Raw genomic sequence first — 22,338 nt, forward strand, 5'->3', positions numbered from 1 at the left:
AAATCTCCTAATTGCTAAATTCAGCCTTAGATTTGGTATCGCTGAATTCTTGGGAAGCTTCAAGGCTGAGAATAGCGTCGAAGTCGGGAAGTTGGATATCTGGGTATTTTTGCTTGAGAGCAGTAGTAACCATACGATAAGCGAGGTTAGCATTTCGAGAGAGAATAGGGCCGTGGAAATAGGAGCCGTAGACATTGTGGTAGTGAACCCCTTCTCCTTCTTTACTTTCATTGTTACCATTGCCGTAAATGACTTTGCCGAGAGGTTTTTCGTCATCTGCTAGGAAGGTCCGTCCTTGATGATTTTCAAATCCATAATAAGTTTCGTTGAATTCTTCATTGTGGATTTTGATGTCTCCGATAAAGCGATTATTCTCTTGGTTTAAGGTGTAGTGTCCCATAACCCCAATTCCTTCAATCCGCCGTCCACTGGCTTCAATGTAGTATTGGCCTAGGAGTTGGAAACCACCGCAGATGGCTAATAGGACTCCTTCTTTTTCATGGATAAACTGATCAATTCCTTCTTTTTTGAGGGGCAAATCTTTAGAGACAATTGCTTGTTCATAGTCTTGACCACCGCCAAAGAAAACAATGTCATAGTCCTTAGCTGGGAAGGGATCATCCAAGGAAACAATTTCGATTGTTGCAGCAGCTCCTAGTTTTTCGGCGACATATTTCAGCATGAGGATATTGCCGTTATCCCCATAGGTATTCATCAAGTCCCCGTAGAGGTGAGCGATTCGAAGCTGATAGGGATAGTTTTGGGTATTTGCGCTTTGCAAAGAAACATAGGTCATTAGTTCATCTCCTTCGAAACGAGATGCTGGCTAGCAAGGAGTTCTCGCATTTCCAGCATAGCAGTATAGGTTGCGAGGATGTAGGCACGTGGAGCTTCTTGGTTTTTGATGGCTTGGACCAAATCTTTAAGTTGATCAAGCTCCGTCATTTGCTGTTCGGGATAGCCTGCAACCCGAATCCGGCGACTAATTTCGGCATGGCGAACACCACCGGTAAAGACATGGGGAACGTCCATTTCTTGAATTCGTTCGAATTCTGCGTCCCAAATCCAGCTTGTATCAATCCCATCGGCGTAGTTGGCATTGAGTAGGAAAGACATCGTAAAGGGACCAGGGGCTAATTGAATCATTTCCAAAGCCTGAGTTGCTCCAACGGGATTTTTGATTAAAACAAGTGTGCACTCTTTGTCGCCAATTTTAAAGGTTTCTTGCCGACCAAAGACAGCCTTACTCTTGTCAAAACCTGCGCGAATCGTGTCGGCAGGAATTTGATAAAATTCTGCGACAGCCACGGCAGCTAAGGCGTTGTAAATATTGTAAAGACCGCCGATGTTAATGCTATACTCCTGGTCATCGATTTTGAAACGTGAAGATTTTTCTGTAAGCTCTACCAGTTCGGTCAAACGATAATCCAAGGGTTTACGTTCAAAGGAACAAGTCGGACAGAAGTAGTTGCCAAGATTTGCGTAAGTAATCATTTTATAACGTAAGATGTGTTGGCATTTCGGACAGAGGATCCCTTCTGTATTGTAGTGAGCTAAATGCGCCTCTTCTTCTTTATGGTCAAAACCAAAGGAGAGAATTTGATTTGGCAGCTCTACTGATTGGAAAATGGGGCTATCTCCATTGACCAAAACGGTAGCGTCGGGAGCTTTTTTGATGCCGTCTAAAATAAATTGGTAGGTCGTGTAAATTTCGCCAAAGCGATCCATTTGATCTCGGAAAATGTTACTGAGAACAAAGAGTGTGGGTTGGATATAATCACAAATTTTGGGTACACTGGCCTCATCGACTTCTAAAACGGCGATTTTTTTACCGTTTTTCTTAGGGCTTTTGAGAAATGTTGTGGTAATTCCTGTAATCATATTAGCCCCACTGGTATTGGTCAAAACGGGACCAAAGGCTTCAGAAAGAATCCCTACAATTAGAGAGGTTGTAAGTGTTTTGCCATTAGTTCCGGTGACTAGAACAATCTCATAGTCCTTGGCTAATTGGTCCAAAATATGTGGGTCAAACTTGAGGGCGAGCTTACCTGGGAGGGTAGAACCACGCCCGAGCATTTTTAAAGCAGTTGCACTGGTTTTACCAGTTGCTAATCCAAGTAATGTATTTAATTTCATGAAATTATTTTATCATAAAAAGCAGCAGAAGAAGATGTTCGCAGTCTTGGTTCGAAGGTTAAATCGTGGTATAATTGTTCAGTTGATGAAAATGTACGGAAAAGGAGTGGAGGCTGTTTTGGTATGAATTTTAGATATTTAGTAGATCCCCAGTATTGGCAAAGCTTTTTCTCCAGTCCGTGGGCTATTTTTATTCAAATTGTAGATATCGCAGTGGTTGCGATTGCCCTGTATTTTGCGATTAAAGCCTTAGCAGGAACCAAGATTATGACCCTGGTTCGAGGGGTTCTTTTGTTTGTGGGCCTTCAGATTTTAGCCAACCTGGTCGGCTTGACAACGGTTGCTTGGCTGATGAATCAGGTTGTCACCTATGGTGTCATTGCAGCCGTGGTTATTTTTGTTCCAGAAATTCGGTCGGGACTGGAGCGTTTGGGACGGACCTTAGACTTTTTTAATGTTCGAACTCAGACATCTGAGGAGCATACCATTGATGCATTGATGAAGGCAGTCACCTATATGTGTCCTCGGAAAATTGGGGCCTTGATTGTTCTTGAAGGAGCTCAGACTTTACGGGAATATATTGCTACTGGAATTCCATTGGCATCACAGATTAGTGGAGAACTCTTAATCAATATTTTTATTCCAAATACTCCCTTACATGATGGTGCTGTCATTCTTTCTGAGAATAAAATAGCAGCGGCTTCGGCCTACCTTCCGCTATCTGAATCTGGTAAAATTCCTAAGAATTTCGGGACCAGGCATCGGGCAGCTGTTGGTGTGTCTGAGGTGAGTGATGCCCTGACCTTGATTGTATCTGAAGAAACAGGGGAAATTTCCTATACCCGAAATGGAGTTCTGACACATGATGTGGCCCCAACCGAATTACGTCTGGTGTTAGAGGAATTTTTTGCTGTGCAGGAAGATCGTTCAGATGGTTTGTCCTTATTACTAAGGAGGAAAAAGGATGAAAAGTAAGACTAATCGATCCTGGCTATATGCGTTATTAGCGACCTTCTTATCTCTTATTTTGTTTTTGTATGCCTCCACTAGTCAATATCAAACTCAGGCCAAGACTAGCGGGGATATTGCAACGGAAACTTATACCAATACGATTAAGGGAGTTCCCCTAGTTTTGCGATATGATTCGGATCGCTACTTTGTATCTGGTTTTGCTTCTGAAGTGTCAGTAGATCTTTCTTCTTCCAATCGGGTTTTACTGTCAACGGAAACTCAGGAATCCTCCCGCACCTTTCGTGTGGTGGTTGATTTGACCAAAGAGTCTCTAGGTTTGGTTGAAGTACCAGTGACAGTCGAACATCTAACAGGAGGGGTAACAGCTAAGGTCTATCCAGATACTATTAGCGGTACAATTGGCTTAAAAAAATCCCAGCAGTTTAAGGTTGATTTGGCAAGCTTTCTAAGTCAGTTACCTAAAGGAACCTCCTTAACGCTTCCTGATGAAGCCAAGGAAGTAATGGTGACAACAAATGAGGAGCTATTGGATCAGATTGTTGCTGTGAAAATGGTTTTACCGGATGATTGGGATCAAACGAAGAACTATAATGGAGAAGTGAATCTTCAGGCGATTGATGCAAGTGGGGAAATTGTTCCTAGTGTTATTGAGCCTGAAACCATTTCGATTCGCATACTAGTAAAAACAGAGGAGAAAAAATAATCATGGGAAAATATTTTGGAACGGATGGTGTTCGTGGAGAAGCTAATGTTGAATTAACACCAGAATTAGCTTTTCGCTTAGGACGTTTTGGTGGCTATGTATTGAGCCAACACGAGGAAGGAATCCCACGTGTCTTTGTTGGGCGTGATACACGGATCTCTGGTGAAATGTTGGAAAATGCTCTAATTGCAGGTCTTTTATCTGTTGGAATCCAAGTTTATAAGTTAGGAGTTATTGCAACACCTGGAATTGCCTATTTGGTTCGCACAGAGAAGGCAAGTGCCGGAGTTGTGATTTCTGCTAGCCATAATCCTGCCCAAGACAATGGCATTAAATTCTTTGGTGGCAATGGTTTTAAGTTGGATGATGAACGGGAATTGGAGATTGAGGCTCTCCTAGATGCACCAGAAGATAAACTTCCCCGCCCAAGTGCCCAAGGTTTGGGACATGTGATGGATTATCCAGAAGGTCTTCGGAAATACCAAGAGTTCTTGGTGTCAACAGGTAATCAGTTGGATGGCTTACATGTAGCTTTAGATACAGCAAACGGGGCTGCTTCAACTAGTGCTCGCCAAGTCTTTGCGGATCTTGGGGCAAAACTAAGTGTTATCGGTGAGAAACCAGATGGTCTTAATATCAATGATCAAATTGGTTCTACCCATCCTGAAAAACTACAAGAATTGGTTTTAGAAAAAGGTGCCGATCTCGGCTTGGCCTTTGATGGAGATTCTGATCGTTTGATTGCGGTTGATGAGAAAGGTCAAATTGTTGACGGGGATAAAATCATGTTTATCCTTGGACAAGCCCTAGCTCAAGAAGGCAAGTTGGCTAAGAATAGTATTGTGACTACGGTTATGTCTAATCTTGGATTCCATAAGGCGCTTGAGGCACATGGCATTGATAAGGCTGTGACCGCTGTTGGCGACCGTTATGTTGTTGAAGAAATGCGCCGCTCTGGTTTTAATCTTGGTGGAGAGCAATCTGGACATGTCATCTTGATGGATTACAACACGACAGGTGATGGTCAATTGACGGGAGTTCAGTTGACGAAAATCCTGAAGGAGTCTGGTAAGACCTTGTTTGAGCTAGCAGAGCAGGTAACGATTTATCCTCAAAAATTGGTGAACATTCGAGTCGATAACAAGATGAAGGATCAAGCAATGGAAGTACCTGCTATTGCGGCTGTGATTGCGAAGATGGAGGAAGAGATGGCTGGAAATGGTCGTATCTTGGTCCGTCCAAGTGGAACGGAACCTCTACTTCGGGTGATGGCAGAGGCTCCTACTGACGAGGAAGTTGATTATTACGTGGACACCATCGCAGCAGTTGTTCAGGCAGAAATTGGACTTTAAGCTTAGTTTCTTCTTGTTTTGGAACTGGAAGCATGATAGAATGAAATTAAGTATTTAAGTAGAAGAAGGAGTTATCATGGCATTTGGTGACACAGGGAAGCGTAAGAAATCCCCGTTTGAGAAATTAACCATGTTGGTTGTGATTATTATGGTTCTTGTAACAGTTGGAGCTATTTTCATGACCGCTATTTCTGCATTAATCTAGGAGTCAAGGACCAAGGAAGCCTAGGGGCATCCTTGGTCCTTTTTACCATGTAGGAGGAATTGGAAGATGAGTATGTTTTTAGACACTGCTAAAATCAAGGTGAAAGCAGGAAAAGGTGGCGACGGAATGGTAGCCTTTCGTCGTGAGAAATATGTCCCTAACGGAGGGCCTTGGGGCGGTGATGGTGGTCGCGGTGGCGATGTCATCTTTAAGGTGGATGAAGGTCTGCGTACCTTGATGGATTTCCGTTACAATCGTCATTTTAAAGCCCAAGCGGGTGAGAAAGGGATGAACAAGGGAATGCACGGTCGTGGAGCTGAGGATCTGTATGTGGCGGTACCTCCTGGGACAACTGTGCGGGACTTGGAATCTGGGAAGGTCTTGGTAGACTTGATTGAACAAGACCAAGAATTTATTGTAGCCAAAGGTGGTCGTGGTGGCCGGGGGAATATTCGCTTTGCGACTCCACGGAATCCCGCTCCTGAGATTTCTGAAAATGGGGAGCCTGGTCAAGAACGAGAGCTTTTATTGGAGTTGAAAATTTTGGCAGATGTTGGCTTGGTCGGTTTCCCATCTGTTGGCAAGTCTACCTTGCTCTCTGTTATTACAGCTGCTAAGCCTAAGATTGGTGCTTATCACTTTACGACGATTGTTCCAAATCTAGGAATGGTTCAGACACCAAGCGGGGATTCTTATGCAGTCGCGGATCTTCCTGGATTAATTGAAGGGGCTAGTCAAGGAGTTGGTCTTGGAACTCAGTTCCTTCGTCATATTGAGCGGACACGTGTGATTTGGCATGTCATTGACATGAGTGCGAGCGAAGGACGAGATCCTTATGAAGATTATTTGGCTATTAATAAGGAGTTGGAGTCTTATAATCTTCGCCTGATGGAACGTCCTCAAATGATTGTTGCTAATAAAATGGATATGCCGGACAGTGAGGAGAATCTAAACATCTTCAAGGAAAAATTGGCAGCTAACTATGATGAATTTGATGAGTTGCCGATGATTTTCCCTATTTCAGGAATTAGTCAAAAAGGTTTGGGCCCATTACTAGATGCCAGTGCAGATCTCTTGGCGAAGACTCCAGAGTTTCTTCTATATGATAGTCATGAAATGTATCAAGAAGAAGCCTATTATGGATTTGACCAAGAAGAGGCGGCCTTTGAAATTTCACGTGATGATGATGCTACTTGGGTTCTATCGGGAGCTAAGCTAGAAAAACTCTTTACGATGACCAACTTTGATCGAGACGAAGCTGTGATGAAATTTGCTCGCCAATTGAGAGGTATGGGTGTTGATGAGGCTCTTCGCGAACGCGGAGCTCGCGATGGGGACTTGGTTCGCATTGGGAATTTTGAGTTCGAGTTTGTGGACTAGGGGGTCTTATGGGAGATAAGCCGATATCATTTAAGGATGCTGATGGAAACTTTGTTTCAGCAGCCGATGTCTGGACCGAAGAGAAGTTGGAAGCCCTTTTTAATACATTGAATCCCAATCGGAAATTCCGATTGGAGCGACAAGAGCAGGATGAATAGGCAAGTTGAGACCCGAAAGGGTCTCTTTTTTGCAAAAAAAAATGGAGTAAATAGCCGATAATCAGATGACAATTTTGTAAAGTTTTGTTACGATTAATACACAAGGTAACAAAAGTGTAACGTTTGTTACAAAAGATAATTCTATGACTAAGGGTAGGAGGTAAATCATGAAAGCTAAAGATTTGTGGAACCCAGTTCAACGTTATTCTATTCGTAAATATAGTGTTGGTGTGGCATCGATTGCGATTGGAACTGTGCTGCTAGGAGCAGCTTCTACGGTTGGGGCAGATCAAGTATCCATGGAAGTACCTCTTACTATATCTCAACAAGATGTGGTTGAGAATCAAGGTCAAGCTTCTCTAGATGGAGTTTATGCTGCACCAGCTCAGTCTCAACCTCGTGTGGTACAACTTTCTGCGGATCAGTTACAGGAATTTCCAGAACAACCTGCTCAAGAGCTAGCTACAAGTGGTCTCTATACTTTTGCAGAAACTGTTGGTGTAAAAGATGAATTATCTGTAAAAGTCGATGTAGCCTTTTACTTCCAAGCAGGAGACCAAGTTCACTACGATCAATTACATCATCAAGAAGGTTATCAATGGTTGTCCTATAAATCCTATAGCGGACAACGTCGCTATGCTCCGATTGGGGTTTTAAATGCTTCTCCTCTTGCTCCCCAGGTAGAAGAAAAACAAGAAATTGAGGCATCTGCACCTTTAGCGGCTTCTGGTACTTATAAATTTGATGGCCGTTATGGCATCAAGAAAGAGGCTCGCCTTGCAAGTCCTGATGTCGCTTACTACGATAAGGGCGGTTCTGTAAACTACGACAAGGTCTTGGAAGCGGATGGTCACCGTTGGCTTAGCTATCTCAGCTATGGTGGAACTCGCCATTACATCGCTGTTGAAAAACTAGCGGCAGCACCAAAGGTTGAATCCAAACCAGTAGCTAAGCCGGAGGTAAAACCGCAAGTTCAAAGCCTAGCATCAGCGGGTACTTATAAATTTGACGGCCGTTATGGGATCAAGAAAGAGGCTCGCCTTGTAAGTCCTGATGTCGCTTACTATGACAAGGGCGGATCTGTAAACTACGACAAGGTCTTGGAAGCGGATGGTCACCGTTGGCTTAGCTATCTCAGCTATAGTGGAATTCGCCATTACATCGCTGTTGAAAAACTAGCGGCAGCACCAAAGGTTGAATCCAAACCAGCAGCTAAGCCGGAGGTAAAACCGCAAGTTCAAAGTCTAGCATCAGCGGGTACTTATAAATTTGATGGCCGTTATGGGATCAAGAAAGAGGCTCGCCTTGCAAGTCCTGATGTCGCCTACTACGACAAGGGCGGATCTGTAAACTATGACAAGGTCTTGGAAGCGGATGGTCATCGTTGGCTTAGCTATCTCAGCTATAGTGGAACTCGCCATTACATCGCTGTTGAAAAACTAGCTACAGCGCCAAAGGGTGAAGCAAGACCAGAAACCAAACCAGAAGTTCCAAGTACATCTTCAGCGGGTATCCCCTCTTCTGGAACTTTCCGTTTCGAAGGTCGCTTCGGTATTAAAAAAGAAGCGCGAGTAACCAGCCCCGATGTCGCTTACTACGATAAGGGCGGATCTGTAAACTACGACAAGGTCTTGGAAGCGGATGGTCACCGTTGGCTTAGCTATCTCAGCTATGGTGGAACTCGCCATTACATTGCAATTGAAAAGCTAGCGGCAGCGTCAAAGACAGAGGTAAAACCATCCCTTCATCAAGGTCTTCCATCAGCCGGTACTTATACCTTTGGAGCAGAGGCCTTTGTAAAAAATAAAGCTCAAATATCTGCAGCAGCTGTAGCCCTCTATGAAAAAGGGATGTCTGTAAACTATGACAAGATTGTTCAAGCTGAAGGCAGAAATTGGCTTAGCTACATCTCAGGTTCAGGCGTTCGTCGCTATATTCTCCTTCCTTTGTGAAAAATTTGGTAAATGAAACCCCCATGGAATCAAGAATTCCATGGGGGTTGGCTATTAAGTTTGATTCTTTTAAACGTTCAAGACTTTATCAAGGAAGTCTTTCAAACGTGGGTGTTGTGGGTTATCAAAGATTTCGTCTGGTCGTCCATCTTCGAGGAATTCACCGTCTGCGGTGAAAATCACTCGATTGGCTACTTGGCGGGCAAATCCCATTTCGTGGGTAACAATAATCATGGTCATTCCCTGTTCTGCCAAGTCTTTCATAACATTCAATACATCTCCAACCATCTCAGGGTCGAGGGCAGAAGTTGGTTCGTCAAAGAGCATGATTTCAGGTTTCATAGCCAAACCACGTGCAATGGCTACCCGCTGTTTCTGACCTCCGGAAAGGCTATCTGGCATAGCATCAGCTTTTTCAGCTAGACCAACTTTTTCCAAAAGTTCCATTCCCAAGCTTTTCGCTTCTTCAAGAGACATACGATTGTGCTCAACTGGTGCAAAGGTGATGTTCTCAAGAACCGTCATGTGGGGGAAGAGATTGAAGTGTTGGAATACCATTCCGATGTCTTCTCGGACTTTATCCACATCTGTAGTTGGGAGGGTAAGATCTTCACCATTGACGGTGATATGTCCACTTGTTGCTTCCTCCAGCAGGTTTAAGCTGCGGAGGAAGGTAGACTTACCGGAACCAGAAGGACCGATGATGCAGACTACATCTCCTTCATAGAATTGAGTGGTGATGCCTTTTAAAACTTCATTTTTCCCATAGTACTTGTGAAGGTCATTTACATCAATTTTCAATTGTTTACTCATTTACTGGTCCTCTTTTCTAGATGTTTCGCTAGGCGAGTGAGAGAAGTAATCAAGATGAGGTAAATCACGGCTAGAATTGCATACATTCGGAAGCTTTGGTAGTTCCGTGCAATGATAATTTTACCTGTTTGGAAGAGTTCGACCAAACCGATTGCGGATACGATGGTTGTATCTTTTAAGGCAATTACAAACTGGTTGATGAAGTTTGGAAGCATGATCTTAGCAGCTTGAGGGAGTATAATCTTCCGCATAGTCTTGCTATAAGAGATACCCAAACTGCGGCTGGCTTCCATCTGCCCGGCGGGAACGGCTTGGATACCACCCCGTACAATCTCGGCGATATAAGCACCAGAATTTAGAGACAAGGCAATCACACCTGCTACAAAATCATTGATTGGTGACTGGTGACCCGTCATGCTTTCAATCAAGTTAGGAATACCCCAGAATATAAATGCTGCAAGAATCATCAACGGGATTCCACGAATCACATCTACGAAAATGGAGGCCGCAGTTCGTAATGCAGGAACTGGACTCACGCTAAACATTCCGAAGATAATTCCGATCACCATAGCAATAGCAAAGGAAATCAAGGTTAGGGAAATGGTAATCCAAAGACCATTTAGCAATTGCTTGTAGTTGTTTTGGAGTAGTCCCCAAATCGTTGTTTCATCAACTGTTGAAGATTGGTTGCTGTTTGCAGTTGATTCCCCTAAGTATTTATCGAGGAGTTTTTCATAGTCCCCATTCGCTTTTAGATTGGCTAAGCCATTGTTGAACATTTCGATCAATTCAGGGTTGGTGCCCTTTTTAACGGCGAATCCGTATTGGCCAACTGGAATTCCAGTGATTGGAGTAGCTAAATCTTGACCTTGATTGATGGCGTATTTGATAATTGGTTCATCATCCATAATGGCATCTACGGAACCAGCATTCAAACTGTCGTACATAGAAGCGGCTTCTGAGAAGACCTTAATGTCGTAGCCGTATTTATCTTTGTTTTCGGTCAAGAAGTCGTGAGAAGCGGTACCGTTTTTCACCCCAACCGTTTTACCTTTGAGGTCTTCATAGGAAGCGATGTCGCTGTTTTTCTTAACCCCGATAATGGCATTGGCAATGTAGTAAGGGTCAGAGAAGTCAAAAGTCTTCTTTCGTTCATCTGTAATGGACATTCCAGCTTCGATTCCGTCTGCTTGTCCTGCTTGAACCGCGTTAACTGCTGCGTCAAATCCAGGGTTGGTGACAGAAACGCTAAATCCTTGGTCTTTAGCAATGGCTTGAATCAACTCCATGTCGATTCCAGTGTATTCATTGGAATCATTTTGGAAGACGAAAGGTGCGAAAGAAGAGTCACTGACAATCTTGTATTCGCTCTTGACAGGTGTTGCTGTTTGACCGGCTGGGGTAGAAGTTTCAGGGATATTGGCAGCTACTGAGTTGTTAGATGCGCCAGTCCAAGTATTGATGATTTGCTCAAGGCTACCATCTTCCTTCATCTCAGCGAGGGCTTCGTTAAACTCTTCTACCAAGTATTCTTGATCGCTTCCTTTCTTCACACCGAAAGCGAAACTTCCAACTGGCTCACCGTCCATCTTGATTTCAAGGTTTTGGCCTTGATCGATGGCATATTGAAGGACGGGTTTATCATCCATAATAGCATCGACAGCACCAGCTTGGAGGCTGTTATTCATTAAATCTCCGGTATCAAAAGTTTTAATCTCATAACCGTATTTGTCCTTGTTGTCTTCAAGGAATCGTTGGGCAGCAGTGCCGTTTTTTACTCCGACGGTTTTACCCTTGAGTTGGCTATAGTCTGAAATCCCATTTCCTTTAAGCGTTGCGATGACCACTTTGGTATCGTAGTAGGTGTCAGACATGGTGAAAACTTTTTTGCGTTCCTTTGTAGCGGTCATTCCTGCCATGATGGCGTCAGCTTGACCGGCTTGAACCGCATTAACAGCCGCATCGAATCCAGGATAGCTTTGTTCATAATTCCATCCTTTTTTCTCTGCGACTGCCTTGATGATGTCGACGTCGATTCCTTTATAAATTTGATCTGAATCTTTGAATTCAAATGGTGCATAAGCTGTATCCGATACAATTTTAATTGTATCAGCTGCCTGCACGCCGCTCGTTGCTAATAATGGAATGAAAAGCAACAAGAGACTTAGAAGTTTTTTCTTCATTTCGGCATCTCCTTTTCGAATATTTTCAAATTATACCAAAAAGGGCAGGAGGATGCAAATTGGTGCTATCCTATGTAAGAAATTCTAACATATCTGACTCGGGATTTCCTTGCCGAAAGATGGTAAAATAGGAAATGAGGTGTACTATGATTGAAAGAATCGAAAATAATCAATTTAAACTTGTATCTAGGTACCAGCCGTCGGGGGATCAACCTCAGGCGATTGGGGAATTAGTCGAAAATATTGAAGGTGGGGAAAAGGCCCAAATTTTAATGGGAGCCACTGGTACGGGAAAAACGTATACAATGAGTCAGGTGATTGCCAAGGTGAATAAGCCGACCTTGGTAATTGCCCATAATAAAACCTTAGCAGGGCAATTGTATGGCGAGTTCAAAGAATTTTTCCCAGAAAATGCGGTTGAATATTTCGTCTCTTATTATGATTACTACCAGCCAGAAGCCTATGTTCCTTCCAGTGATACCTACATTGAGAAGGATAGTTCGGTGAATGATGAGATTGATAAATTACGTCATTCTGCTACCTCAGCCTTACTAGAACGCAATGATGTGATTGTAGTGGCATCTGTTTCTTGTATCTATGGTTTGGGTTCTCCGAAGGAGTATGCAGATAAGGTTGTTAGTTTACGACCAGGCCAGTTGATTTCAAGAGATCAATTATTGAATGACCTGGTGGACATTCAGTTTGAGCGGAATGACATTGATTTTCAACGGGGACGATTTAGGGTTCGGGGAGACATTGTTGAGGTTTTTCCAGCGAGTCGTGATGAGCATGCATTTCGGGTTGAGTTTTTTGGCGATGAGATTGACCGGATTCGTGAAATTGAAGCCTTGACCGGTCAGGTTTTAGGAGAGGTGGATCATTTAGCTATTTATCCTGCGACTCACTTTGTGACCAATGACCAGGATTTGGAGATGGCGATTGCCAAGATTCAGGCAGAGTTAGAAGAGCAGCTAGCCCTATTTGAGAAGGAAGGTAAGCTTCTTGAAGCGCAGCGCTTGAAACAAAGAACGGATTATGATATCGAGATGTTGCGTGAAATGGGGTATACCAATGGGGTTGAGAACTATTCGCGTCATATGGATGGACGTTCTGAAGGTGAGCCACCATATACACTGTTAGATTTCTTTCCAGAAGACTTCTTGATTATGATTGATGAGTCCCATATGACTATGGGGCAGATTAAAGGAATGTATAATGGCGACCGTGCTCGGAAGGAAATGTTGGTCAATCATGGTTTTCGTTTGCCAAGTGCATTAGATAACCGTCCGCTTCGGCGTGAGGAGTTTGAACAACATGTTCATCAGATTGTCTATGTTTCGGCAACTCCGGGTGATTATGAAATGGATGAGACAGAGACGATTGTCGAGCAGATTATCCGGCCAACAGGACTACTGGATCCAGAAGTTGAGGTCCGCCCAACCCATGGACAAATGGAGGATCTTTTAGGTGAAATCCACGAGCGAGTGGAGAAAAACGAGCGGGTTTTCATCACTACTCTGACCAAAAAAATGGCGGAAGACTTGACCGATTACTTGAAGGAGATGGGGGTCAAGGTCAAGTATATGCACTCGGATATTAAGACCCTAGAACGGACGGAGATTATCCGTGATCTACGCTTGGGAGTCTTTGATGTTCTTATCGGAATCAACCTATTGCGTGAGGGAATTGATGTTCCTGAGGTGAGTTTAGTGGCTATTTTGGATGCTGATAAAGAAGGGTTTCTCCGCAATGAGCGAGGTCTGATTCAGACCATCGGTCGAGCTGCCCGTAATAGTGAGGGACACGTAATCATGTATGCCGATAATGAGACGGAATCTATGAAAAAGGCTATGAAAGAAACAGCTCGTCGTCGCACGATCCAAATGGAATACAATGAAAAACACGGGATTGTTCCGCAAACGATTAAGAAGGAGATTCGAGATCTCATTAGTGTGACCAAGGCTGTTTTACCGGAGCAAGAAGAAACACCAGATTTCGAAAGCATGAACAAAAAAGAACGCAAGGAAGCTCTCAAAAAATTGGAAGAACAGATGCAGGAAGCGGCTGGTATCCTCGATTTCGAGTTGGCAGCACAAATCCGCGATATGATTCTGGAAATCAAGGCTTTGGACTAGATTTTCATGGTATAATAGTGGTTCATATTTGCCTAAATCCGACAAGCCATGAAAGGCTGTTGGCTCAGTTCAAAGCTCAAGAAACATGGAAAGGAAAAAGCCGGTGTACCAAGCCCTCTATCGTAAGTACCGAAGTCAAACATTTGAAGAAATGGTGGGGCAACCAGTCGTCTCCCAAAGTTTACGCCAAGCTGTCGCCACGGGAAAGATCAGTCATGCGTATCTATTTTCAGGTCCAAGGGGAACTGGTAAAACCTCTGCTGCTAAGATCTTTGCCAAGGCTATGAACTGTCCTAATCAGGTAGATGGGGAACCGTGCAATCAGTGTGACATCTGTCAAGCCATCACCTTAGGGAGTTTGGAAGATGTTATTGAAATTGATGCGGCTAGTAATAACGGGGTGGATGAAATCCGTGATATTCGGGATAAATCTACCTATGCGGCTAGTTTGGCCCAGTACAAAGTCTACATTATTGATGAGGTTCACATGCTCTCGACGGGTGCCTTTAATGCGCTCCTCAAGACCTTGGAAGAACCGAGTCCAGGCTTGGTCTTTATTCTTGCAACGACAGAACTGCATAAGATTCCAGCGACAATCCTTTCTCGGGTTCAGCGTTTTGAATTTAAGTCTATCAAAGAGCCGGATATCGTAGCCCATTTGGAATGGATTCTAGGGCAAGAGGGTATAACGGTGGAACAAGGTTCGTTGAGCCTGATTGCTCGTCGAGCTGAAGGCGGGATGCGGGATGCTCTGTCCTTATTAGATCAGGCTCTCAGTCTTTTGGATGATTCGACCTTAACCTTGGATGTTGTTGAGGAAATTACAGGTTCTGTTAGTCTTTTAGCTTTAGATTCCTATGTAGCAGCTCTCCGCAGCCGGCATTTGGAAAATGCTATGGATTATTTGAACACCATTCTTGATAGTGGGAAACAGCCCGCTCGATTCCTCGATGATCTATTAGCCTATTTTCGTGATTTGCTCTTGAGTCAAGCAGGGTTGACTTTTACAGACCGTTCTAGTCTGTTTCAAGAAAATCAAGAGCTCGATCGTGCTCGTCTCTTAGATATGCTGGGAATCTTAATTCAAGCTAACCAGACCCTGCGTCAACTGAGCCAAGCCCGTCTAGCCCTAGAAATGATTACGGTCCAATTATTGGAAGACGCTCCTAAGGAAGAAGGAGCCGATTCCCAAATGGCTCGGCTCCAAGCAGAGCTTGTAGCCCTAAGAGAAGAAGTAGCCCAGCTCAAAAGGACTGGGATTAGTCAAGCTCAACCCGTAAGAACTCCTCAAGTCGCAACACGTTCAGAAACGAAAGTTAAAATTGACAAGAGCCGTTTCACGAAAATCTTAGAAGAAGCTGTTGAGAATCCAGTCTTGGCCCGTGCTAATCTAACGAAATTGCAAGAAGCTTGGGGAGAGATTATTAACAGTTTAGCAGGAGCAGATAAGGCGTTGTTGGAAGGTTCGCAACCTGTTGCGGCCAATGAACACCACGCCATTCTGGCTTTTGAATCTGCCTTCAACGCTGAACAGACCATGAAAAGGGACAATCTTAATGTGACTTTTGGGAATATCCTCAGTCAGGCCGCTGGTTTTTCTCCAGAGATTCTAGCGATTTCAATGGAAGATTGGCAACAACTCCGGCAGGATTTTGCAGCGAAGAACCGGCAACAAAAGCAAGAAGCCAAAGAAGAATCCTTGATTCCAGAACAATTCGCTTTTCTGGCTTCGCAGGTTGTTATTAAAGATGATTAAGTCAAGATAGGCTGGAACGATGTTCCAGCCTATCCGAGTACTATATAGCAAAATTTCAAGCCACTAGGCTAGGGATTGATTTTTGAAGAGTATCCATGGAGGAGTGTATGATTCAGTTAAATACACGATCGGTTTATAGTTTTTTAGAAAGTAATCTAACCCTGAACTCCTACGTTCAGAGAGCTAGGGATTTGGGCTACCAAAGTCTTGGTTTGATGGATCAGGATAATCTTTATGGGGCTTATGCCTTTTTAGAAATAGCTGAAAAAGCGGGTATCCAAGCCTTACTGGGGATGAGTTTGACTACACGTGTCGGCGAGCAAATGATTGAGTTACAACTATTGGCTCGGTCCACAAAAGGTTATCAAAACCTGTTAAAACTGGCCACTCAACGGAATTTAGGGAAAGTAGCTTGGGAAGAATTGTTGGAATACACCGAGGATCTGGCTGTTATTCGTCCCTATCAGCCAGGACAGGAAGAGTTAGACTTAGATATTCCTTATTTTCTAGGTCTAGGCTTGGAGAGTCCTCGTCCTGAAAGTGACCTTCCCTTGCTTCCTTTTCCTACGATTCGTTATTTGGAGTCTCAGGATTTGGAAGTTTTACAGGTTATGGAGGCTATCAAAGCCAATCAATCGTTGATTGAAACTCCTGTTCGTTACCGAGGACAAGGCTTGCTCCCTGCCCAGGAAGTGAAAGAAGCTTATCAAACTCGTTTTCCAGGTGCATGGGAGAATTTAGAAAAATTGGTGGATGGTATCCATTATGATTTGGATCGGAGTCTCAAACTACCACGATTTAATCCCCAAAGACCGGCTGTGGAGGAATTACGAGAACGGGCTAGAGCGGGTTTAGAGGCCAAGGGGTTGCTAGGGATAGAATACCTGCAACGTTTGGATGAGGAACTCACCGTTATCCATGAGATGGGCTTTGATGATTATTTCTTGATTGTCTGGGATTTGTTAGCTTTTGGCAGACGACAAGGCTATTACATGGGGATGGGACGTGGTTCAGCCGTTGGAAGTTTGGTTGCCTATGCCTTGGATATTACAGGGATTGATCCTGTTGCTAAGAACTTGATTTTTGAACGCTTTTTGAATCGAGAACGTTTTAGCATGCCAGATATTGATATTGATATTCCAGATATCCATCGCCCAGATTTCCTCCGCTATGTTCGCGATCGTTATGGAAGTATGCATGCTGCGCAGATTGTGACCTTTTCTACCTTTGGTGCCAAGCAGGCCTTGCGTGATGTTTTGAAACGGATTGGTTTACCGGAGTTTGAAATTTCCGGTCTAACCAAGCAGATTCGCTTTGGGGAGCACTTGCGTCAAGTCGCAGAACGGAGCTTGTCTTTTCGCAGACAATTTCAGGAACGACCAGAGTTGGGACGGGCTTTGCAACTAGCTATGCGCTTGGAGGGTCTACCCCGGCAGACCTCAGTTCATGCGGCTGGTGTGGTGATGAGTGATGCGGATTTGACAGACTTTATTCCTTTGAAATACGCGGAGGATATCTATATTACTCAGTATGACGCCGCAGCGATTGAAGATAATGGCTTGCTTAAGATGGATTTCTTGGGCTTGCGGAACCTCACCTATGTGGAGCGGATGCGGGACTTACTTCTCAAGGAAGAGGGGGTTGTCTTAGAGCCAGCTCGAATTCCGCTAGAAGATCCCGACACTCTGGCGTTATTTGCGGCAGGTAGAACCAAGGGAATTTTTCAATTTGAACAACCAGGAGCTATTCATCTTCTACGTCGGGTCCAGCCTCAATCTTTTGAAGAGGTGGTGGCAACCACCAGTTTGAACCGGCCGGGAGCTAGTGATTATATTGATAATTTTGTTGCGAGAAAACACGGTCGGGAGGCAGTGGCTTCAGTGGATCCAGCGGTGGCGGATATCTTGGCTCCCACTTATGGTATTATGCTGTACCAAGAGCAGGTTATGCAGGTGGCTCAACGCTTTGCTGGATTCAGTTTAGGAAAAGCCGATTTGTTACGGCGGGCTATGGGTAAAAAGAGACCAGAAGAGATGCATGCTATGGAAGCAGACTTTGTTGAAGGAGCTTTGCAGCAAGGCTATGACCAGGAGCGAGCGAAAGCTCTTTTTGCGATCATGGAGAAGTTTGCAGGTTATGGTTTTAACCGGAGTCATGCCTATGCTTATTCTGCCTTGGCTTTTCAGTTGGCTTATTTTAAAACGCACTATCCCCACATATTTTTTCAAGTTCTGTTAAGTTCTGGAAATCAAGCATACCTAGAGGATGCTCTAGATGCAGGTTTCCAGATGCAGTCTTTAACCATTAATAGTGTCTCACGTAAAGATCGGTTCCAGAATGGTGCTATTTATTTGGGCTTGAATCGTATCAAGGGACTTCCCAGAGATTTTCAGAATTGGATTTTGGAGCAGCAGCCTTTTGCAGATTTGGAGGATTTTTTTCTTCGTCTACCTTCGAATTATCAGAAAGTTGAATTTCTTAAACCTCTCATCCAGATTGGACTCTTCGATCAGATGGCTCCTAACAGGGCTACGTTGTTAACCAATCTAGATCGTCTTCTTTTCTTCTATCAAGAGTTGGGGAGCCTTTTTGCGGATTCTAGTTATTCTTGGGAAGAAGTGGCTGATTTTTCTTCTTTGGAAAAATACCGAATGGAAGTAGAACTTCTAGGTGTAGGTCTGAGCCCTCATCCCTTAAAGGATTATCTTCAGGATGCGGGGGACAGGGTTGGTCGCATTGCTGATTTGCAAGTGGGGCGTAATGTGGAACTCTTAGTTGAGCTTCTGAATATGAGGGTCATTCGCACTAAGAAGGGCGAGCAAATGTCCTTTATTCAAGTCACAGATACTCGTCATAAAATAGAAGTGATTGTGTTTCCAGAAACTTTCCGAAAATTTAAGGATTTTTTACAAGAAGGCCATTTATTGAGGATTCGCGGGAAAGTTCAGGACAAGGATGGACGGAAGCAGATTCTGTTAAATCATGCGGAACTGTTGACAAAGGAGCAATGTTGGATTTTGCTTCAAAATCATCAGTTAGATCAAGAAGTTGCGCGGATTTTAAAGGCACATCCCGGACCTGTTCCAGTTATTTTACGCTATCAAGAAGGAAAGGAAACCTTACAATTAGAAGGAGGCGTTTCCAAATCTGAACAACTGGTGAATGCTCTGGGGCCCTATGCTCTGAAAACGGTTTTTCTTGAAAAACGCTAGAATTTTAAAATCCCCTATGCTATAATGCTTAGGAATGTAATATAAGAGAAGGAGCTCAAGCAGAATGAAACGTATTGCTGTTTTGACCAGTGGTGGTGACGCCCCTGGAATGAATGCTGCTATTCGTGCAGTTGTTCGTCAAGCAATCTCTGAAGGAATGGAAGTTTACGGGATCCAAGAAGGTTATGCTGGAATGGTTGCTGGTAAATTTATCGAATTGGACGCAGCTTCTGTAGGAAACATTGTTGGTCGTGGTGGTACCTTCCTAGGATCAGCTCGTTACCCAGAATTTGCTCAACTGGAAGGGCAGCTTAAAGGAATTGAGCAATTGAAAGCTCATGGAATTGAAGGAGTTGTCGTAATCGGTGGTGACGGTTCTTATCATGGCGCGATGCGTCTTACAGAGCACGGTTTCCCAGCTGTTGGTGTCCCTGGAACGATTGACAACGATATCGTAGGAACTGATTTTACAATTGGCTTTGATACAGCTGTGACAACAGCTATGGACGCTATCGATAAGATCCGGGATACTTCAGCAAGTCACCGTCGTACCTTTGTTATTGAGGTAATGGGGCGCAATGCAGGAGATATTGCACTTTGGGCTGGGATTGCCTCTGGTGCAGATAGCATTATTGTTCCAGAAGAAAAATTTGATATGGATGCGATTGCTGCCACAATTAAAGAAAGCTATGAAAGTGGTAAGAAACACAACATCATCATTCTTGCGGAAGGCGTAATGTCAGCTGATGAATTTGGCGTAAAATTACGTGAATCAGCTGATGAGAAAGATCTACGTGATCTTCGTGTGACGGAATTGGGACATATCCAACGTGGTGGTGCTCCAACTGCGCGTGACCGTGTCTTAGCTTCTCGTATGGGAGCACATGCGGTTAAGCTTCTTAAAGAAGGTCGTGGTGGACTTGCAGTTGGTATCCGCAACGAACAAATGGTTGAAAGTCCAATTCTTGGAACTGCAGAAGAAGGTGCTCTCTTCAGTCTTGCTGCAGATGGTAAAATCATTGTTAACAATCCACACAAAGCTGACCTTGAGTTGGCAGACTTGAACCGTCATTTGGCGACTTTCTAAGCTATAGCTTTATAAAATAAAAAGGAGTTCACAAACAAAATGAACAAACGTGTTAAAATTGTTGCAACCTTGGGACCAGCGGTTGAGATCCGTGGTGGGAAACATTTTGGTGAAGATGGCTACTGGGCTGAAAAACTTGATGTTGAAGCCTCTGCACAAAATATTGCGAAGTTGATTGAAGCTGGAGCGAATACATTCCGTTTCAACTTCTCACACGGTGACCACCAAGAGCAAGGTGAGCGTATGGCAACTGTTAAACGTGCCGAAGAAATCGCTGGCCAACGTGTTGGTTTCCTTTTAGATACAAAAGGTCCTGAAATCCGTACGGAATTGTTCGAAGGCGATGCAAAAGAATATTCATACGTAACAGGTGAAAAAATCCGTGTTGCAACAAAACAAGGAATCCAATCTACTCGTGATGTGATCGCTTTGAACGTTGCTGGTGGTTTGGATATCTACGATGACGTTGAAGTTGGACGCCAAGTCTTGGTTGATGATGGTAAATTGGGTCTTCGCGTTGTTGGAAAAGATGATGCAACTCGTGAATTCGAAGTTGAAGTTGAAAACGATGGCATCATCGCTAAACAAAAAGGTGTCAACATCCCTAACACGAAAATTCCTTTCCCTGCTTTAGCAGATCGTGATAACGCAGATATTCGTTTTGGTCTTGAACAAGGAATTAACTTCATCGCTATTTCTTTTGTTCGTACAGCTAAAGACGTGAACGAAGTTCGCACAATCTGTGAAGAAACAGGAAATAGCCATGTGAAGTTGTTTGCTAAAATTGAAAACCAACAAGGTATTGATAATCTTGATGAAATTATCGAAGCAGCAGATGGTATCATGATTGCTCGTGGTGATATGGGGATTGAAGTACCATTCGAAATGGTTCCAGTTTACCAAAAAATGATTATCACGAAAGTAAATGCTGCTGGTAAAGTGGTTATTACTGCGACAAACATGTTGGAAACTATGACTGAAAAACCACGTGCGACTCGTTCAGAAGTATCTGACGTCTTTAACGCGGTTATCGATGGAACAGACGCAACAATGCTTTCTGGTGAGTCTGCTAACGGTAAATACCCACTTGAGTCTGTGACTGCGATGGCTACAATTGATAAGAATGCACAAACTCTTTTGAATGAGTATGGTCGTTTATCAACAGCTAACTTCAGCCGTACTTCTAAAACAGAAGTTGTTGCTTCTGCTGTTAAAGATGCAACTAACTCAATGGATATTAAATTGATTGTTGCTCTTACTGAATCAGGAAACACAGCTCGTTTGATTTCTAAATACCGTCCAGATGCAGATATCTTGGCTGTAACTTTTGATGAGTTGACACAACGTTCCTTGACTTTGAACTGGGGTGTTATCCCAGTCGTAACTGACAAACCTGGATCTACAGACGATATGTTTGAAGTTGCAGAATCAGTTGCTCTTTCATCAGGTCTTGTTGAATCAGGTGACAATATCATTATCGTTGCAGGTGTTCCAGTAGGAACAGGTGGAACGAACACTATGCGTATCCGCACTGTACGTTAATTTATAGTCAAAAACCCTTTAGGAATAGGCTTTATAGCTAGTCCTAAAGGGGTTTTGTTCTGCTAAAGGGGCAAATAAGGGTTCGCTAGTAAGTTGTGTGGAAAATTCCACACAACTTTTTTGCTTTTCTTCCTATTTTATAGCGAGAAAAATAAGGAGTACGGACTTTGGGACTGTCTCTTCCTCTATTTGAAGTTTTCCCTTAGTTGGGAGAGGACTTTTTCCTATCGTTTTTGGTAAACTATAATGGAGACTCCTCCTAAAGGAGAAATTGGTTAAAAAAGGAGAATGCTATGATCGTTACAACAACTCATGCTGTCGAGGGGAAGACTGTGCAGGAATACAAGGGGATTGTTTTTGGTGAAGTGATTACCGGTGTCAATATGTTTAAAGATATCGGTGTGGGCTTACGGAATGTCTTCGGTGGTCGCTCCAAGGGCTATGAAGATGAACTTAAAGTTGCACGGGAAGAAGCGATTGAAGAGATGAAAGAACGGGCAGCCAAACTTGGTGCCAATGCTATTGTCGGAATGAAGATGGATTATGAAATCTTGGGTGCTGATAATGGTATGATGATGGTGACTTGCTCTGGAACAGCCGTCGTGATTCAGTAATAGAAGGATAATAGGCTCCTCCTTTAGTGGACGGTGACTGGTAAGGAGGTCATGGGAAACTAAAGGAGGAGTTTTGTGCTAGTTAGGATTGACAGTCTGTGGGGAACTCTCTGTGATCTAGGAGCGGATTGTTTCCTC

17 protein-coding genes are annotated in these 22,338 nt (G+C 43.7%); 13 read left to right on the forward strand and 4 right to left on the reverse strand.

The features are described from left to right. Positions 1-7: 7 nt before the first annotated feature. Both gatD and E4T71_RS01115 read right to left on the reverse strand, forming a co-directional pair. A complete protein-coding gene (gatD, locus tag E4T71_RS01110) occupies positions 8-796 on the reverse strand; it encodes a lipid II isoglutaminyl synthase subunit GatD (protein WP_135035578.1) in 789 nt (262 codons plus the stop codon). Then, complete coding sequence (locus E4T71_RS01115) at positions 796-2,136, reverse strand: Mur ligase family protein (protein ID WP_135035581.1); 1,341 nt, start codon at positions 2,134-2,136, stop codon at positions 796-798. The genes gatD and E4T71_RS01115 overlap by 1 nt, the downstream gene beginning before the upstream one ends. Before the next feature lie 123 nt (positions 2,137-2,259). Between E4T71_RS01115 and cdaA the strand changes: the two genes are divergently transcribed. The 7 genes from cdaA to E4T71_RS01150 all read left to right on the forward strand — a co-directional run bounded on the left by cdaA (position 2,260) and on the right by E4T71_RS01150 (position 8,858). Next, a complete protein-coding gene (gene cdaA / locus E4T71_RS01120; RefSeq protein WP_135035584.1) occupies positions 2,260-3,111 on the forward strand; it encodes a diadenylate cyclase CdaA in 852 nt (283 codons plus the stop codon). Beyond that, a complete protein-coding gene (locus E4T71_RS01125) occupies positions 3,101-3,811 on the forward strand; it encodes a YbbR-like domain-containing protein (protein WP_135035587.1) in 711 nt (236 codons plus the stop codon). The genes cdaA and E4T71_RS01125 overlap by 11 nt, the downstream gene beginning before the upstream one ends. Before the next feature lie 2 nt (positions 3,812-3,813). Then, on the forward strand, positions 3,814-5,163 hold the full coding sequence (gene glmM, locus E4T71_RS01130; protein WP_135035590.1) for a phosphoglucosamine mutase: 1,350 nt from the start codon (positions 3,814-3,816) through the stop codon (positions 5,161-5,163). 76 nt (positions 5,164-5,239) lie between these two features. Then, positions 5,240-5,368, forward strand: coding sequence for a DUF4044 domain-containing protein (locus E4T71_RS01135; RefSeq protein WP_135035593.1), 129 nt, complete (start codon positions 5,240-5,242; stop codon positions 5,366-5,368). Between the two features lie 66 nt (positions 5,369-5,434). Beyond that, positions 5,435-6,748 carry a GTPase ObgE gene (obgE, locus tag E4T71_RS01140; RefSeq protein ID WP_135035596.1) on the forward strand — a complete coding sequence of 438 codons (1,314 nt, stop codon included), beginning with the start codon at positions 5,435-5,437 and terminating at the stop codon, positions 6,746-6,748. A gap of 8 nt (positions 6,749-6,756) precedes the next feature. Then, positions 6,757-6,906, forward strand: a complete 150-nt coding sequence (locus tag E4T71_RS01145; RefSeq protein WP_135035598.1) for a hypothetical protein — start codon at positions 6,757-6,759, stop codon at positions 6,904-6,906. Between the two features lie 167 nt (positions 6,907-7,073). Further along, complete coding sequence (locus E4T71_RS01150; RefSeq protein WP_135035601.1) at positions 7,074-8,858, forward strand: SH3 domain-containing protein; 1,785 nt, start codon at positions 7,074-7,076, stop codon at positions 8,856-8,858. Positions 8,859-8,927: 69 nt separating this feature from the next. On the opposite strand, the gene E4T71_RS01155 is transcribed toward E4T71_RS01150, so the two are convergent. Together E4T71_RS01155 and E4T71_RS01160 are read right to left on the reverse strand one after the other, a co-directional pair. Beyond that, positions 8,928-9,671 (reverse strand): amino acid ABC transporter ATP-binding protein, encoded by a 744-nt coding sequence (locus E4T71_RS01155; RefSeq protein WP_135035604.1) that lies wholly within the window; start codon positions 9,669-9,671, stop codon positions 8,928-8,930. Continuing rightward, positions 9,668-11,854, reverse strand: coding sequence for an ABC transporter substrate-binding protein/permease (locus E4T71_RS01160; protein WP_135035607.1), 2,187 nt, complete (start codon positions 11,852-11,854; stop codon positions 9,668-9,670). Before E4T71_RS01160 ends, E4T71_RS01155 begins: the two co-directional genes overlap by 4 nt. 146 nt (positions 11,855-12,000) lie before the next feature. On the opposite strand from E4T71_RS01160, the gene uvrB reads away from it, so the two are divergent. From uvrB to E4T71_RS01190, 6 genes are all read left to right on the forward strand, one after another. Further along, on the forward strand, positions 12,001-13,989 hold the full coding sequence (gene uvrB / locus E4T71_RS01165; protein ID WP_135035610.1) for an excinuclease ABC subunit UvrB: 1,989 nt from the start codon (positions 12,001-12,003) through the stop codon (positions 13,987-13,989). 103 nt (positions 13,990-14,092) lie between these two features. Then, positions 14,093-15,745 carry a DNA polymerase III subunit gamma/tau gene (gene dnaX / locus E4T71_RS01170; RefSeq protein ID WP_135035649.1) on the forward strand — a complete coding sequence of 551 codons (1,653 nt, stop codon included), beginning with the start codon at positions 14,093-14,095 and terminating at the stop codon, positions 15,743-15,745. Between the two features lie 107 nt (positions 15,746-15,852). Next, entirely contained in the window at positions 15,853-18,957 is a 3,105-nt protein-coding gene (locus tag E4T71_RS01175) for a DNA polymerase III subunit alpha (RefSeq protein ID WP_135035613.1), read from the forward strand. 64 nt (positions 18,958-19,021) lie between these two features. Then, on the forward strand, positions 19,022-20,044 hold the full coding sequence (gene pfkA, locus E4T71_RS01180; RefSeq protein ID WP_135035616.1) for a 6-phosphofructokinase: 1,023 nt from the start codon (positions 19,022-19,024) through the stop codon (positions 20,042-20,044). A 39-nt stretch (positions 20,045-20,083) separates the two neighbouring features. Further along, positions 20,084-21,586: a pyruvate kinase gene (pyk, locus tag E4T71_RS01185; protein WP_135035619.1), complete on the forward strand. Its 1,503-nt coding sequence runs from the start codon at positions 20,084-20,086 to the stop codon at positions 21,584-21,586. Between the two features lie 293 nt (positions 21,587-21,879). Beyond that, positions 21,880-22,200, forward strand: a complete 321-nt coding sequence (locus E4T71_RS01190) for a putative heavy metal-binding protein (protein WP_135035622.1) — start codon at positions 21,880-21,882, stop codon at positions 22,198-22,200. Positions 22,201-22,338 lie beyond the last annotated feature (138 nt).

The sequence above is a fragment of the Streptococcus sp. WM07 genome (assembly GCF_004570525.1).
Lineage (GTDB): Bacteria > Bacillota > Bacilli > Lactobacillales > Streptococcaceae > Streptococcus.

Excerpts from the sequence above, each read along its gene's own strand:
- E4T71_RS01190 (WP_135035622.1), top strand. The coding sequence starts at position 21,880 with ATGATCGTTACAACAACTCATGCTGTCGAGGGGAAGACTGTGCAGGAA.
- E4T71_RS01175 (WP_135035613.1), top strand. The coding sequence starts at position 15,853 with ATGATTCAGTTAAATACACGATCGGTTTATAGTTTTTTAGAAAGTAAT.
- glmM (WP_135035590.1), top strand. The coding sequence starts at position 3,814 with ATGGGAAAATATTTTGGAACGGATGGTGTTCGTGGAGAAGCTAATGTT.
- gatD (WP_135035578.1), bottom strand. The coding sequence starts at position 796 with ATGACCTATGTTTCTTTGCAAAGCGCAAATACCCAAAACTATCCCTAT.
- E4T71_RS01115 (WP_135035581.1), bottom strand. The coding sequence starts at position 2,136 with ATGAAATTAAATACATTACTTGGATTAGCAACTGGTAAAACCAGTGCA.
- E4T71_RS01155 (WP_135035604.1), bottom strand. The coding sequence starts at position 9,671 with ATGAGTAAACAATTGAAAATTGATGTAAATGACCTTCACAAGTACTAT.
- E4T71_RS01145 (WP_135035598.1), top strand. The coding sequence starts at position 6,757 with ATGGGAGATAAGCCGATATCATTTAAGGATGCTGATGGAAACTTTGTT.
- cdaA (WP_135035584.1), top strand. The coding sequence starts at position 2,260 with ATGAATTTTAGATATTTAGTAGATCCCCAGTATTGGCAAAGCTTTTTC.
- pfkA (WP_135035616.1), top strand. The coding sequence starts at position 19,022 with ATGAAACGTATTGCTGTTTTGACCAGTGGTGGTGACGCCCCTGGAATG.
- E4T71_RS01125 (WP_135035587.1), top strand. The coding sequence starts at position 3,101 with ATGAAAAGTAAGACTAATCGATCCTGGCTATATGCGTTATTAGCGACC.
- obgE (WP_135035596.1), top strand. The coding sequence starts at position 5,435 with ATGAGTATGTTTTTAGACACTGCTAAAATCAAGGTGAAAGCAGGAAAA.
- E4T71_RS01135 (WP_135035593.1), top strand. The coding sequence starts at position 5,240 with ATGGCATTTGGTGACACAGGGAAGCGTAAGAAATCCCCGTTTGAGAAA.
- E4T71_RS01150 (WP_135035601.1), top strand. The coding sequence starts at position 7,074 with ATGAAAGCTAAAGATTTGTGGAACCCAGTTCAACGTTATTCTATTCGT.
- E4T71_RS01160 (WP_135035607.1), bottom strand. The coding sequence starts at position 11,854 with ATGAAGAAAAAACTTCTAAGTCTCTTGTTGCTTTTCATTCCATTATTA.
- pyk (WP_135035619.1), top strand. The coding sequence starts at position 20,084 with ATGAACAAACGTGTTAAAATTGTTGCAACCTTGGGACCAGCGGTTGAG.
- uvrB (WP_135035610.1), top strand. The coding sequence starts at position 12,001 with ATGATTGAAAGAATCGAAAATAATCAATTTAAACTTGTATCTAGGTAC.